General features: G+C 73.2%; 13 protein-coding genes and 1 riboswitch. Of the genes, 11 read left to right on the top strand and 2 right to left on the bottom strand.

Translation table 11 applies throughout. The features are described from left to right. Positions 1 to 236 precede the first annotated feature (236 nt). A riboswitch (FMN riboswitch) is annotated at positions 237 to 366 on the top strand. A 167-nt stretch (positions 367 to 533) separates the two neighbouring features. The 10 genes from ribD to ACWGSR_RS29595 all read left to right on the top strand — a co-directional run bounded on the left by ribD (position 534) and on the right by ACWGSR_RS29595 (position 9,209). Next, positions 534 to 1,613: a bifunctional diaminohydroxyphosphoribosylaminopyrimidine deaminase/5-amino-6-(5-phosphoribosylamino)uracil reductase RibD gene (ribD, locus tag ACWGSR_RS29550; RefSeq protein ID WP_453570891.1), complete on the top strand. Its 1,080-nt coding sequence runs from the start codon at positions 534 to 536 to the stop codon at positions 1,611 to 1,613. Between the two features lie 2 nt (positions 1,614 to 1,615). After that, positions 1,616 to 2,224 carry a riboflavin synthase gene (locus ACWGSR_RS29555; protein ID WP_453570894.1) on the top strand — a complete coding sequence of 203 codons (609 nt, stop codon included), beginning with the start codon at positions 1,616 to 1,618 and terminating at the stop codon, positions 2,222 to 2,224. Then, the gene (locus ACWGSR_RS29560; protein ID WP_376240894.1) at positions 2,221 to 2,856 is read left to right on the top strand and encodes a nicotinamide mononucleotide transporter family protein; all 636 of its coding nucleotides are present in this window, start codon (positions 2,221 to 2,223) and stop codon (positions 2,854 to 2,856) included. The genes ACWGSR_RS29555 and ACWGSR_RS29560 overlap by 4 nt, the downstream gene beginning before the upstream one ends. Then, positions 2,853 to 4,130: a bifunctional 3,4-dihydroxy-2-butanone-4-phosphate synthase/GTP cyclohydrolase II gene (locus ACWGSR_RS29565; RefSeq protein ID WP_376240896.1), complete on the top strand. Its 1,278-nt coding sequence runs from the start codon at positions 2,853 to 2,855 to the stop codon at positions 4,128 to 4,130. The genes ACWGSR_RS29560 and ACWGSR_RS29565 overlap by 4 nt, the downstream gene beginning before the upstream one ends. Before the next feature lie 66 nt (positions 4,131 to 4,196). Continuing rightward, the gene (ribH, locus tag ACWGSR_RS29570; RefSeq protein ID WP_030691287.1) at positions 4,197 to 4,682 is read left to right on the top strand and encodes a 6,7-dimethyl-8-ribityllumazine synthase; all 486 of its coding nucleotides are present in this window, start codon (positions 4,197 to 4,199) and stop codon (positions 4,680 to 4,682) included. Positions 4,683 to 4,717: 35 nt separating this feature from the next. Next, on the top strand, positions 4,718 to 4,990 hold the full coding sequence (locus ACWGSR_RS29575; RefSeq protein WP_053643769.1) for a phosphoribosyl-ATP diphosphatase: 273 nt from the start codon (positions 4,718 to 4,720) through the stop codon (positions 4,988 to 4,990). Between the two features lie 51 nt (positions 4,991 to 5,041). Then, on the top strand, positions 5,042 to 5,890 hold the full coding sequence (gene hisG / locus ACWGSR_RS29580; protein ID WP_121828835.1) for an ATP phosphoribosyltransferase: 849 nt from the start codon (positions 5,042 to 5,044) through the stop codon (positions 5,888 to 5,890). Positions 5,891 to 5,940: 50 nt separating this feature from the next. Then, positions 5,941 to 6,393: a PH domain-containing protein gene (locus ACWGSR_RS29585; protein WP_376240900.1), complete on the top strand. Its 453-nt coding sequence runs from the start codon at positions 5,941 to 5,943 to the stop codon at positions 6,391 to 6,393. A 288-nt stretch (positions 6,394 to 6,681) separates the two neighbouring features. Further along, a complete protein-coding gene (locus ACWGSR_RS29590; RefSeq protein ID WP_376240902.1) occupies positions 6,682 to 8,070 on the top strand; it encodes a hemolysin family protein in 1,389 nt (462 codons plus the stop codon). Beyond that, positions 8,067 to 9,209 (top strand): hemolysin family protein, encoded by a 1,143-nt coding sequence (locus ACWGSR_RS29595; RefSeq protein ID WP_453570900.1) that lies wholly within the window; start codon positions 8,067 to 8,069, stop codon positions 9,207 to 9,209. The genes ACWGSR_RS29590 and ACWGSR_RS29595 overlap by 4 nt, the downstream gene beginning before the upstream one ends. Before the next feature lie 72 nt (positions 9,210 to 9,281). Here ACWGSR_RS29595 and ACWGSR_RS29600 read toward each other — a convergent pair whose 3' ends face one another. Together ACWGSR_RS29600 and ACWGSR_RS29605 are read right to left on the bottom strand one after the other, a co-directional pair. Next, on the bottom strand, positions 9,282 to 11,201 hold the full coding sequence (locus tag ACWGSR_RS29600; RefSeq protein WP_453570980.1) for an AAA family ATPase: 1,920 nt from the start codon (positions 11,199 to 11,201) through the stop codon (positions 9,282 to 9,284). 320 nt (positions 11,202 to 11,521) lie between these two features. Beyond that, positions 11,522 to 12,151 carry a uridine kinase family protein gene (locus ACWGSR_RS29605; RefSeq protein ID WP_453570903.1) on the bottom strand — a complete coding sequence of 210 codons (630 nt, stop codon included), beginning with the start codon at positions 12,149 to 12,151 and terminating at the stop codon, positions 11,522 to 11,524. A gap of 393 nt (positions 12,152 to 12,544) precedes the next feature. On the opposite strand from ACWGSR_RS29605, the gene ACWGSR_RS29610 reads away from it, so the two are divergent. Beyond that, positions 12,545 to 13,909, top strand: coding sequence for a peptidase C39 family protein (locus ACWGSR_RS29610; RefSeq protein ID WP_453570906.1), 1,365 nt, complete (start codon positions 12,545 to 12,547; stop codon positions 13,907 to 13,909). The last annotated feature ends 140 nt before the right edge of the window (positions 13,910 to 14,049 follow it).

Below are 14,049 nucleotides of genomic sequence, written 5' to 3' on the forward strand. Positions count from 1 at the left end.
TTCCTCCTGGGGAGGTGATGGAACACAACGAACAAGGGGGTGGGTCGTGTTGGGCCCGTGGAGTGCGCACCCCGACGGACCGTTACCTCGGAGGTGACACGGAGATTAAGAGGACTAGACCAGTGCGTCAATAGGTCTGGACCAAAGAAGGTGAATATGGGACCCTGTGAGCCAGCCCACAGGCTCGTGACCGCACCGCGTTCACCGGCCGTGGCACACTGGCCCTGTATCAGCAGCAGCGCACTCCGGGGTCGGTGTAATTCCGAACCGGCGGTATAGTCCGCGACCCGTCCGCAGCCAGCGGCCGGTTGACCAGGTGAGATTCCTGGACCGACGGTGAAAGTCCGGATGGGAGGCAGTGCGCGGCGGGTGACCCCTCTCCAGGGGTGTGCCGGCCGTACGTCCGCTGTCCGCCGTTCCACCGGCGGTCCCGCGGACCCTCGGCCCCGGCGCACCCTGCGCGAGGCGTCCTTCCCGCTCCCTGTCGTCACCGACAGCCCCGGAGTCCGTGCCCGAAGAGGCAGGAGGACCCGGTGGACCGGCAGGCCGACACCACAGCCATGCGGCGCGCCGTCGAGCTCGCCGCCCGCGCACTCGGCGCCACCAGCCCCAACCCCGTCGTCGGCTGCGTCATCACCGACGCCTCCGGACACCGGGTCGGAGAGGGCCACCACCGGCGCGCCGGCGGCCCGCACGCCGAGGTCCACGCCCTGCGCGAGGCCGGCGTCCTCGCCCGTGGCGGCACCGCCTACGTCACCCTCGAACCCTGCGACCACACCGGCCGCACCGGACCCTGTTCCCGCGCCCTGATCGAGGCCGGGATCAGCCGCGTCGTCTACGCGGTCGGCGACCCGAACCCGCAGGCCACCGGCGGTGCCGACACCCTGCGCGCCGCCGGCGTCGAGGTCGAGCGGGGACTCCTGGAGGACGAGGCCGAGGCCGGCAACATCGCCTGGCTCACCTCCGTGCGCCGCGGCCGCCCCTTCGTCCGCTGGAAGTACGCCGCCACCCTCGACGGCCGGATCGCCGCCGCCGACGGCACCTCCCGCTGGATCACCTCGCCCGAGGCCCGCGCCGACGTCCACCGGCTGCGCGCCGAGTCCGACGCCGTCCTGGTCGGCGGCGGCACCCTGCGCGCCGACGACCCCCACCTCGCCGTCCGGGGGATCGAGGGCGCGGTCCAGCCGCTGCGGGTCGTCCTCGACACCCGCGCCGGGATCCGGCCGACCGCCCGCGTCCTCGACGACGCCGCGCCCACCCTGGTCGTCGTCGGGCAGGACGCCGACACCCGGCACCTGCCCGACGCCGAACCGCTCCGGCTGCCCCTGCGCGACGGCCGGATCGGCGTGCACGACCTGCTCGACGCGCTCCACGCCCGGGGTGTCCGCTCCGTCCTCCTCGAAGGCGGCCCCACCCTCGCGGGCTCCTTCGTCGCCGCGGGCGCCGTCGACCAGGTCGTCGGCTACCTCGCCCCCGTCCTCCTCGGCGACGGCCCGCAGGCCCTCGCCGGGGCGGGAATCCGCACCATCACCGAAGCGTTGCGGCTCGACGTCACCGAGACCGTCCGCATCGGCCCCGACCTCCGCATCACCGCCACCCTCAAGGGAGCCTGACCGTGTTCACCGGAATCGTCGAAGAACTGGGCGAGGTCGTCGCCGTCGAGCGGCTGGAGGACGCCTCCCGCTTCCGACTGCGCGGCCCCCTGGTCACGGAAGGCGCCCAGCACGGCGACTCCATCGCCGTCAACGGTGTCTGTCTCACGGTCGTCGAGCACGGCGACGGCGAGTTCACCGCCGACGTCATGGCCGAGACCCTCAAGCGGTCCAGCCTCGGCGCCCTCGGCGTCGGCTCCCGCGTCAACCTGGAACGGCCCATGGCCGTCGGCGGCCGCCTCGGCGGCCACATCGTCCAGGGCCACGTCGACGGCACCGGCACCGTCCTGGAGCGCACCCCGTCCGAACACTGGGAGCTGGTCAAGGTCGGCCTCCCCGCCCCCCTCGCCCGCTACGTCGTCGAGAAGGGCTCGATCACGGTCGACGGCGTCAGCCTCACCGTCGTCGAGGTCGGCGACGACTGGTTCACCGTCAGCCTCATCCCCACCACCCTCGACCTGACCACGCTCGGCATCAAGAAGAGCGGCGACCCGGTCAACCTGGAAGTGGACGTCATCGCCAAGTACGTCGAGCGGCTGCTCGGCCCGAACGCCGGGGAGAACGTCAAGTGAACTGGCTAGGCTCCGAGGCCTTCACCCTCCTCGGCCAGCGCATCATCTGGTCCGACATGGTCGGCAACCTCTTCGGGCTCGCCGCCCTCGCGCTCGGCTGGCGCCGCTCCGTCTGGACCTGGCCCGTGCAGTTCCTCGCCGGCCTCATCCTCTTCACCGCCTTCTACGGCCACCTCGCCGGCAGCGCGGGCAAGCAGGTCGTCGTCGTGCTCGTGGCGCTCTACGGCTGGTGGCAGTGGCAGCGCGGAACGGGCCGGGGAACGGACGGCCACATCGCCGTGCGCTTCGCCACCTGGCGCGAGCGCGGCGCCATGATCGCCGCGGCCGCCGCCGGCACCGTCGCGGTGGCCCTGCTCTTCAAGGCCTTCCCGACCCTGTCCTGGGACCCCTGGCCGGACGCCTACATCTTCGTCGGCACCGTCGTCGCCATGTACGCCCAGGCCCGGGGCATGGTCGAGTTCTGGTTCGCCTGGCTGCTCGTCGACCTGGTCGGCGTCCCGCTGAACTTCGCCAACGGCTACGCCTTCTCCGGCTTCGTCTACGTCATCTACGGCGCGCTCGTCCTGTGGGGCATGCGCGACTGGTGGCTCCGCTCCCGCACCGCCCCCGCTCCGGAAGGAGCCCACGCATGAGTTCCCTCCCCTCCTGGGACGCCGCCGACCTCGCCCTCGACCCCGTCGAGCAGGCGATCCGGGACATCGCCGCCGGCCGCCCCGTCGTCGTCGTCGACGACGAGGACCGCGAGAACGAGGGCGACCTCGTCATCGCCGCCGAGAAGGCCACCCCCGAGATCGTCGCCTTCATGATGAGCGAGTGCCGCGGCCTGATCTGCGCCCCCATGGAGGACGAGGAGCTGGAGCGCCTCGAACTCCCGCAGATGGTCGAGCACAACACCGAGTCGATGCGCACGGCCTTCACCGTCTCCGTCGACGCGTCCCCCGCCCACGGCGTCACCACCGGCATCTCCGCCGCCGACCGCGCCACCACCCTGCGGATGCTGGCGAGCGGACGCCACGAGCCCTCCGACTTCGTCCGCCCCGGCCACGTCTTCCCGCTGCGCGCCAAGGCCGGCGGCGTCCTCGTCCGCAACGGGCACACCGAGGCCGCCGTCGACCTCGCCCGCCTCGCGGGCCTGCGCCCGGCCGGCGCCATCGTCGAGATCGCCGGCGAGGACGGCGTCATGCTGCGCCTGCCCGAGCTCGTCCCCTTCGCCCGCAAGCACGGCCTCACGATCATCTCCATCGAGGACCTGATCGCCTACCGCCGCTCCGCCGAGCCGACCGTCCGCCGCGAGGCCGAGGTCAGCCTCCCCACCGCGCACGGCGACTTCACCGCGTACGGCTACCGCTCCACCGTCGACGGCGTCGAGCACGTCGCCCTCGTCCACGGCGAGGTCGGCGACGGCGAGGACGTCCTCGTCCGGGTCCACTCCGAGTGCCTGACCGGCGACGTCTTCCACTCGCTGCGCTGCGACTGCGGCCCCCAGCTCCGGGCCTCCATGGACCGGATCACCGAGGCCGGCCGGGGCGTCGTCGTCTACCTGCGCGGCCACGAGGGCCGCGGCATCGGCCTGCTGTCCAAGCTGCGCGCGTACGAGCTCCAGGAGCGCGGCCGCGACACCCTCGACGCCAACCTGGAGCTCGGACTGCCCGCCGACGCCCGCGACTACGCGGCCGGCGCGCAGATCCTCGTCGACCTCGGCGTCCGCAGCCTGCGCCTGATGACCAACAACCCCGACAAGGTCGACGCCCTCACCCGGTACGGCCTCGTCGTCCGGGGCCGCGAGCCCATGCCGGTCCAGGCCGGCGAGCACAACCTCGGCTACCTGCGCACCAAGCGGGACCGGATGGGCCACGACCTCCCCTGGCTGGACGGTTCCCCGGCCTCCACCTGCGGCAACCAGTAACCACGTACGGATCCACCGGCACCACCGACACGACCAGCACCTTCGGCACCATCGGCAAGGAGAAACATGAGCGGCAAGGGCGCACCCGTCCTCAGCGTGAAGAACTGCGGCGACCTCCGGGTCGCGGTCATCGCTGCCCAGTGGCACGAGAAGATCATGGACGGCCTCGTCGACGGCGCCCTGCGCGCCCTGAGCGAGCTCGGCATCGACGAACCGACCCTGCTGCGCGTCCCCGGCAGCTTCGAGCTCCCGGTCGTGGCGAAGGTCCTCGCCGGGCGCGGCTACGATGCCATCGTGGCGCTCGGCGTCGTCATCCGCGGCGGAACGCCGCACTTCGAGTACGTGTGCCAGGGCGTCACCCACGGCCTCACCCAGGTCTCGATCGACACCGGCGTACCCGTCGGATTCGGCGTCCTCACCGTCGACGACGAGGAGCAGGCGCTCGACCGGGCCGGCCTGGAGGGCTCCTCCGAGGACAAGGGCCACGAGGCCGTCACCGCCGCCGTCGCCACCGCCACCACACTGCGCACGGTCAGCGAACCCTGGCGCTGAGTCGCGCACGCTCACCCCGTACTCTTAGGACCATCATGGCGAACAAAACCTTCGAAGAGCTCTTCGCCGAGCTGAAGCTCAAGGCCGAGAACGGCGACCCGGCCACCTCCCGCACCGCGGAACTGGTGGACAAGGGCGTCCATGCCATCGGCAAGAAGGTCGTCGAGGAGGCCGCCGAGGTCTGGATGGCCGCCGAGTACGAGGGCAAGGAAGCCGCCGCCGAGGAGATCTCGCAGCTGCTGTACCACGTCCAGGTGATGATGGTCGCCCGCGGGATCTCGCTCGACGACGTCTACGCCCACCTCTGAACCAGCCCGTTCCCCCCGTCACACGACTCCCCAGGCAAAGGAAGCCGCCCCATGCTGCGCATCGCCGTCCCCAACAAGGGTTCCCTCTCCGGACCTGCGTCGGCCATGCTCCATGAGGCCGGGTACCGCCAGCGCAAGGAGTCCAAGGAACTGGTGGTCATCGACCCCGACAACGAGGTCGAGTTCTTCTACCTGCGCCCGAAGGACATCGCGATCTACGTCGCCTCCGGGAAGCTGGACATCGGCATCACCGGCCGCGACCTGCTCCTGGACTCCGGCGCCAGCGCCGAGGAGATCCTCCCGCTGAACTTCGGCCGCTCCACCTTCCGGTACGCCACCCGGCCGGGCACCGCGAACGGCCCCGAGGACTTCGGCGGCATGACGATCGCCACCTCCTACGAGGGCATCGTCGCCAAGCACCTCGCCGACCAGGGGATCGACGCCTCCGTCGTGCACCTGGACGGCGCGGTCGAGACCGCGATCCAGCTCGGCGTCGCCCAGGTCATCGCGGACGTCGTGGAGACCGGCACCAGCCTGCGCAACGCCGGTCTGGAGGTCATCGGCGAGCCGATCCTCACCTCCGAGGCCGTCGTCGTCCGCCGCCAGGGCGCCACGGACGACCACCCGCAGGTCCAGCAGTTCCTGCGCCGCCTCCAGGGCGTCCTCGTCGCCCGCTCGTACGTGATGATGGACTACGACTGCCGCGCCGAGCACCTGGAGCAGGCCGTCGCCCTCACCCCCGGCCTGGAGTCGCCCACCATCTCCCCGCTGCACAACGAGGGCTGGGTCGCCGTCCGCGCGATGGTCCCCGCCAAGGAGGCGCAGCGGATCATGGACGACCTGTACGAGCTGGGCGCCCGCGCCATCCTCACCACCGCGATCCACGCCTGCCGCCTCTGACGGCCGGACGCCGCCCGTCCCACCAGCACCACCAGGCACCGAGGAACCCCATGTCCGAGCCCACGACGCCCGCCCTCCCGGTCACCTTCCGCCCCGGCCGCACCCGGGCCGTCCTGCTGACCGTGGGGATCGCGATGTTCGCCACAGTCACCCTGGTGGCGATGCTGCTGGAGCGGCTCGGACCGGGGGAGCGCGCCAGCTTCGTCTTCACGGCCGCGCTCTTCCTCGGGGTCCTCGTCCTGCTGAGCCGTCCCAAGGTCGTCGCCGACGACGAGGGCGTCACGGTCGTCAACATCACCCGCTCCCGGCGCCTCGCCTGGGCGGAGATCCTCCGCGTCAACCTCCGCTCCGGCGACCCGTGGGTCTTCCTGGACCTGAGCGACGGCACCAGCCTGCCCGTGCTCGGCATCCAGCCCGGCATCGCCAGGAAGGCGGCCGTCCGCGACGCCCGCGCCCTGCGGGACCTGGCGGAGAGCCGCGGGACGGGCGCGGAGGGCGCCTGAACCCCGGGGCCGGCACCAAGACGGCACCAGGGCCGCCCCGGGGTCTCCACCGGGCGGAACGTCCGGGAGAACCCCGGTCCGTCCCCCATCCGGAGCCGACCCCCTGCCCCTCGGGGCGTTCGCGTGACTAATCTGGAGGCGGTGGTGCCGAGCGCACCACCGCCTCGCGTGTGCAGGGCCGCCGCAGCGGCCCGCGAGGCCTTTCCTTCGACCCGAGGAGTGACTCCCTCCAGCAATGGACGGATCGTCCGGTAGTACCCGCGCCGCCCCCTCCCAGGAGGCGGCGGCATGATCATCTCCCTTCTGCTGCTCGTCGCGGCCTTCCTCCTGATCCTCGCCAACGGCTTCTTCGTGGCCGCCGAGTTCGGTCTCGTGACCGTCGAGCGCGCCGAGGCCGAGCGGGCCGCGGCCGCCGGCGACCGGCGCGCCCGCACCGTCGTCACCGCGCTGCGCGAGCTGTCCTTCCAGCTCTCCGGCACCCAGCTCGGCATCACCCTCACCTCGCTCGTCGTCGGCATGCTCGCCGAGCCCGCGCTCGCCGGGCTGCTGCACGGGCCGCTCACCGCGACCGGACTGCCCGAAGGGGCCGTCTCCGGGGTGTCCGTGGTGATCGGAATGCTGCTCGCGTCCGCCGTCCAGATGGTGGTCGGCGAGCTGGTGCCCAAGAACTGGGCCGTCTCCCGGCCGCTCCAGGTGGCCCGCTTCGTCGCCACCCCGCAGCGCCGCTTCTCCGCCCTCTTCCGGCCGGTGATCTCCCTGCTCAACCGGGTCGCCAACCGGCTCGTCCGGCTCCTGGGCGTCGAGCCCACCGAGGAGCTGGACTCCGTCCGCACCCCCGGCGAGCTGGTCTCCCTGGCCCGGCACTCGGCCCTGGCCGGCGCCCTCGAACAGGACACCGCCGACCTCTTCGTACGGACCCTGTCCCTCGGCGGCCTCACCGCCGAGCAGGTCATGACCCCGCGCGTGAAGGTCAGCGCCCTCCAGTGGGACGCCACCGCGGCCGACGTCCTCAACCTCACCCGGGCCACCGGCCTCTCGCGCTTCCCGGTCTACCGCGACCGGATCGACGAGATCGTCGGCATGGTCCACCTCAAGGACGCGCTCGCCGTCGCCCCGCACGCCCGGCTGCGCACCCCCGTCGGCCGGATCGCGGTCCCGCCGCTCCTCGTCCCCGAGTCGCTGCCCGCCCAGACGCTCCTGGAGCGGCTGCGCCGGGAACAGCCGATCGCGGTGGTCGTCGACGAGTACGGCGGCACCGCCGGCGTCGTCACCCTGGAGGACATCGTCGAGGAGCTCGTCGGCGAGGTCCGCGACGAGCACGACACCGCGGCCGACGGACGGCCCGAGCTGGTCGCCGTCCCCGCCGAGGACGGACGCCCCGCCTGGGAGGCCGACGGCTCCTGCCGGGTCCACACCCTGCGCCGGATGGGCCTCGACGCGCCCGACGGGCCGTACGAGACCGTCGCCGGGCTCGTCGCCGACCTCCTCGGGCGCATCCCCGTCGCCGGGGACCGGGTCGAACTGCCCGGCTGGCACCTCACGGTCCGCCGGGTCGACCGCTACCGCGCCGAATCCGTCCGGATCGTCCGGGCGGACCCCGAGCCGGGCCCGGATCCGGACCCGGTGCCGGTGTCGACGGCTCCCGTCGGCCCGCTGGTCGCGGAGGGCGCCCGATGAACACCCTGCAACTCCTCTTCGCCCTCCTCCTGGTCCTCGCCAACGGCTTCTTCGTCGGGGCCGAGTTCGCGCTCGTCTCCGTCCGGCGCAGCCAGATCGAGCCGCTCGGCGGCGCCCGGGCCAAGCAGGTCCTGTACGGCCTGGAGAACCTGCCGCGGATGATGGCGGCCGCGCAGTTCGGCATCACCGTCTGCTCGCTGACGCTCGGCGCCGTCGCCGAGCCGACCGTCGCCCGGCTCCTCGAACCCGTCTTCCACGCGGTCGGGGTCCCCGAGGGCCTGATCCATCCGCTCGGCTACGTCATCGCCCTCGCCGCCGTCGTCTTCCTCCACCTCGTCATCGGCGAGATGGTCCCGAAGAACCTGGCGATGGCCGCGCCCGAACGGACCGCGCTGTGGCTGGCCCCGGCCCTCGTCGGCTTCGCCCGGCTCTGCCGCCCCGTGACGACCGCCCTCGGCGCCTGTGCCGGGCTGGTCCTGCGGGCGTTCAAGGTCGAGCCGAAGGACGAGGTGGAGGCCGTCTTCACCAGCGCCCAGCTCGGCCGGCTCGTCGAGGACGCCGGACAGGCCGGTCTGCTCGACCCGGCCGAGCAGGAGCGCCTGGAGGACGCGCTGGAACTGGGCTCCCGCCCGGTGACGGACGTCCTCATCACCTCCGCCTCCCTGGTCACGGTCCCGCCGTCCGTCACCCCGCGAGAGATCGAGGAGCTGACCGTGCGGACCGGGTACTCGCGCTTCCCGGTCCGCGCCGAGGCGGGCGCCGCCTTCATGGGCTTCGTGCACGTGAAGGACGTCCTCGACCTGGAGGAGCGGGAGCGGGCGGTGCCGCAGCGGCTGTGGCGGCCGATGGCGACGCTCCGGGCGGAGCTGCCGCTCGACGACGCCCTCACCGTGATGCGCCGCGCCGCGACCCATCTGGCGCAGGTCGCGGACGGCTCGGGCCGGGTCCTCGGACTCGTCGCCCTGGAGGACGTCCTGGAGATGCTGGTGGGCGAGGTCCGCGACCCCGCGCACCGGGTGCGCCCCCGGACCGCCACGGTCGCGGCCTCGGTCACGATCCCGGTCACGGCCCCGGGCGCGACCACGGCCCCGTCCCCGGTGCCGGGAACGGCCCCGTCCCCGGCTTCCGCGCAGAGCTAGGGGGTGTCTTGTCGATCAGGCCGGACGCCGCGAGCCCGGCATGATCGGCGAGACACCCCCTGGGGTGCCGGGCTAGTATCCCGGCGGTTCCTGCTGAGGGCCGCGGTCGACCGGACCGCGGCCCGACAGCACCTCGCCGTACGCCTGCATGAGGTCCGCGAGCCGGAGGGTGGCGAGGTCCTCCCGGGTCGGACTGCCTGGATAGCCGGAGAGCCGCAGGTCCCGGTAGGCGCAGGACTTCTCGTACAGGGTGCGCAGGAAGCGCCCGTTGCCCAGCTCGTCGATCCAGCCCTGCTCGACGACGTGCCCGCTGATCGAGCGCAGCTCGTCGCGGGCCTCGTCGTCCCAGCCGTCCCCGTCGGCCGCCGCGAGGACCTCGCCGATGGCGGTGAGTTCGAGCGGCCGGTACGAGGGGAAGTCGACCCGGGTGGTGAACCGGGAGGACAGGCCGGGGTTGGTGGAGAGCAGCCGGTCCATGCCCTCGGGGTAGCCGGCCAGGATGACCACCAGGTGGTCGCGGTTGTCCTCGGCCCGCTTCAGGAGCACCTGGAGCGCCTCGTCGCCGTACGCGTCGCCCTTGCTGTATCCGGTGTTGGAGAGCGCATAGGCCTCGTCCACGAAGAGCACCCCGCCGACCGCCGAGTCGATCAGCTCGTTGGCCTTGACCGCCGTCTGGCCCAGGAACTCGCCGACCAGATCGGCCCGCTGGGCCTCCACGAGGTGGTCCCCGCCGAGCAGCCCGAGGGCGTAGAAGACCCGGCCCAGGATCCGGGCGACCGTGGTCTTGCCGGTGCCGGAGGGACCGGAGAAGACGAAGTGCCGCTTCGGCGGCTGGACCGGCAGCCCCTGGTCGGCCCGCAGCCGCGCCATCTCCAGCTGCGCCGAGAGCGCCTTGACCTGGCGCTTCACCGGTTCGAGGCCGACCATGCCCTCCAGCTCGGCCAGCGCCTCCGCGAGCAGCGCCGGATCGGTGGGACCGGCCGGGAAGCGCGGCGGCTCGGGCTGCCGGGGGACCCGGACCTTCTGCCGTACGACCTCCGGGGGCGGGGCCGGTGCGACCGGCGGCGCCGGATCGGGCGCGAGCCGCAGCCCGTCGCCGAGTCCGCCGGTGTCGGGCTCGGCGCCCGGCACGGCGTCCACCGCGTCCTGGCCGAGACCGCCGCCGACCGTGCCCAGGGCGACCGTCGCGAGCCCGGCCGGATCCTCCGGACCGTCGTACCCCTCGAAACCGTCGTACTCGGTGATCGCCGCGAGCCGCGCCGCCGTGTCCATGAAGGAGGGGTCGATCCGGTGCACGGCCCGGTAGAGCGGCAGGGCGGCGGCGCTGCGCCCGGTGCCCTCGTGGGCGCGGGCGAGCCAGTACCGCAGCTCCTTGCGCTGCGGCTGCTCGCTGCGGCACCGCATCAGGGAGGCCGAGAGCAGCGGCTCGGCCTGGCCGTACATCTCCAGGCGCACCCGGGCCATGCCGCCGAAGAGCCCGGCCTCGATGCCGAGCAGCGGGTCGTCGACGAGGGGCTCGGTGTGCCGCACGAGCTGGTCCCAGTCCTTGACGAGATAGGCCCGACAGGCGTGCAGGAAGCGCACCTGGGGGTCGGTGTCGACCGGGGGGAGTCCCGCCAGGGCCCGGTCCAGCTCGGGCACGTGGCGCCCGTCGAGCCAGTGGGAGGCGTGCGCGAGCAGCAGGTCGCGCGGGCTCTCCAGGACCGGCTGCACCCACCAGCCGAGCCAGTACCAGGAGTTCAGGGTGCGCCGGTAGCGGGTCCGCTGCTCGCCGAAGCGCTCGCGGTGGCGGTACATGCGCAGCAGCGCGGTCGTGGTGTCGACCCGGAGCGCGTGCAGCCCGAGCCAGGCGTCCGCCATGCCGGGGTCGATCCGTACCGCCGCCCGGAACTCGTCCTCCGCCTGCGGATAGGCGCCCATCGTGTAGGCGTCGACTCCGCGCAGCCACGCGAGCTCGGCCGGGGGCTGCGAGCCCTGTGTGCCGATGTCCATCGGGTCCCCCACAACCGTCATCGCATGGACGGGATTTGACCGCACCTGCGGGCATCGTACCTGCGCAGGGGGCGGGCGCTTAAGGAGAAGCGCATGATCCGGAAGCGGTGACCCTGGGTGAGCGCCGGGGGACGCAAAGGGCCCCGGCGAGGGCTCCGGAAGGGGTCCCGGGGGCAGAACGAAGCCCCCGATCACGGGGGAACAACCGGGGGCTTCGCGTCCGCGGCGGCTCCGAAAAGCCGCACATTCAGAACGTAAGACCTGTACGGCCCTTGGGTCAAGCGGAGTTGGAGCACTTGCGCAAGTGGACTCCGGACCCCTCAGTTCACGGACGGAAAGCCGTCACGGTGGGTGATGATCTGGTCCGTGCCCGCTGTCACGCGGGGCCCGGGAAGCCACTCGTACCCCTTCCGGCACTCCTGTACCAGGGCGTCGGCGAAGGGCCGGGAGGGGTCCTCGGAGAAATGGCGAGTCTCCGCCACGGTCCAGCCGTCCCAGAACGCGGCCTGCTCCGGGCCGTCCCGGCGCCGGCCCCGCGCCCAGGACTCCTCCGCACCGCGCTCCATCCAGAGCAGGCGCGCCAGGTGGGGGCGCACGGCCCGCCGGCCCGCGCCGACGCCCTCGACGAGGACCACCGGCGCCGGGGGCAGCGCGCGCGGCTCGCCGAAGCGCCGCAGCCGCCAGTCGTACGGACGGTAGGCCGCGGCCGCGCCCCGCGCGAGGGGCTCCAGGACCTGCTCCCGCAGCCGGCCGGTCCACGCGAAGAGCTCCTCGTGGGTGGCGAGGTCGTCGAGGTGGAGGACGGGGGCGTCGCCGAGGGCGGCGGAGAGGCGGGCCGCGAGGGTGGACTTGCCGGAGCCCGCGTGGCCGTCGACAGCGACCAGCCGGACCGGCCCGCAGGAGGGCGGCAGCCGGAGCAGCGCGTGCGCCGCGCGGTCGAGGTCGTCCATGGCCCCAGAGTAGGGGAGCGGGGACCGCCCCAGGTCAGGGAGGTACCGCCGTCAGTGGACGAGACCAATATTGGTGCGGCGACGCGGGGCGAAGTGCTGGCGGAGGCCCGCCGGGGCCGGGATAGTGGGCCCGCGCGACCCGTCCGTGCGCCCGTGGTCCGGGGGTGCGCGGACGGCGGGCGGGATCTCCGCACGCCCGCGTGTCGACACATCGGCACACCGACAGGTCCGTACAGCACCGCATCCGTACACCGACACGTCCGTACAGCACCGCACCCGTACACCGACACGTCCGCACGACACCACGGCACCACGGCACCGCATCCGTACATCGGCACCTCCGCACGCCGGCACCCACGCACGTCCACCGTTCTCGACTGGGGGTCACCGCCCATGACCAGCTCCACCCCGCGCAGAACCGTCCTCGCCGCGGCGCTCGCGGCCGCCGCGGGAACGGCCGCCTCCGCCGTCCCCGCCGTCGCCTCCGCCCTCCCCGCCCGCCGGGGACGCGTCCCCGCGCCCGGCACGGTCGACAACCGCTTCTGGTCCTCGTACGCGGACTGGCGGCGCGGCACCGCCGCCGGTACGCAGGCGGTCCCCGGCAGCCGTCCGGGCCTGGTCCTCGCCCGGCCCGCCGGCCGCACCGACTACACCGACCCGCACACCGGGCGGACCTCGGCCTGGGAGCACGCGAGCTGGACCTCGCCCGAGTACACCCCGGCCGTGCCCGCCACCGAGGTCATCGCCTCCTGGAACGCCCGCACGCCCCCGGGCACCTGGATCCAGGTCGAGCTGTCCGGCACGTACTCCGACTCCACGGCCGTCCCCTGGTACGTCCTGGGCCGCTGGACCTCCGGAGACGGGGAGGGGGACATCCGGCGCACCTCGGTCGACGACCAGACCGACGGCAGGAGCAGCGTCTGGACCGACACCTTCGCGATCGACGACCCGGCGAGCGGGCTGCGGCTGCGCTCGTACCGGCTGCGGCTGACCCTGTACCGGGCGCCGGGCAGCGGCCTCACCCCGACGGTGTGGCGGATCGGCGCCATGGCCTCGGACGTCCCGGACCGCTTCACCGTCCCGGCCTCCGTGCCCGGCCCCGCCCGCGAACTGGCCGTGCCGCGCTACTCGCAGAACACCCACGTCGGGCAGTACCCCGAGTACGACAACGGCGGCGAGGCCTGGTGCAGCCCGACCTCCTCCCAGATGATCGTCGAGTACTGGGGGCGCAGGCCCTCGGCGGAGGACCTGGCCTGGGTGGACCCGGCCTTCGCCGACCCGCAGGTCTGCCACGCGGCCCGCTTCACCTACGACAACCAGTACGAGGGCTGCGGCAACTGGCCCTTCAACGCCGCCTACGCCGCCACGTACCCCGGCATGAACGCCGTGGTCACCCGGCTGCGCTCGCTCACCGAACTGGAGAGCCTGGTCCGCGTCGGCATCCCGGCCATAACGTCGCAGTCCTTCCTCAAGGAGGAGCTGACCGGCGCCGGTTACGGCACCGCGGGCCACCTGATGACGGTCATCGGCTTCACCCCGGCCGGCGACGTCGTCGCCAACGACCCCGCCTCGCCCGGCAACGAGGCGGTCCGCCGGGTCTACCGACGGCGCGAGTGGGAGAACATCTGGCTCCGTACGAAGCGGTACGACGCGAACGGCAAGGTCAGGAGCGGCACGGGCGGGGTCTGCTACGTCTACTGGCCGACCGGGCCGACACCGGGTCAGGACCGCGTGCTGAGGGCGCTCGGCCTGGTGTGAGCGCGTGGGGCCCCGCCGTCGTGCCGTCTCCGCCGCACCGCTCCGCCGCGCCTCCCGGTGGAGACGAGCACGCCGCCGATACCGGCTTGCGCATCCACGCCGTTCGGGTCGGCGTCGCATGACACCCGAGGAAGGCAGAG

This window comes from Streptomyces sp. NPDC055632 (assembly GCF_053618675.1).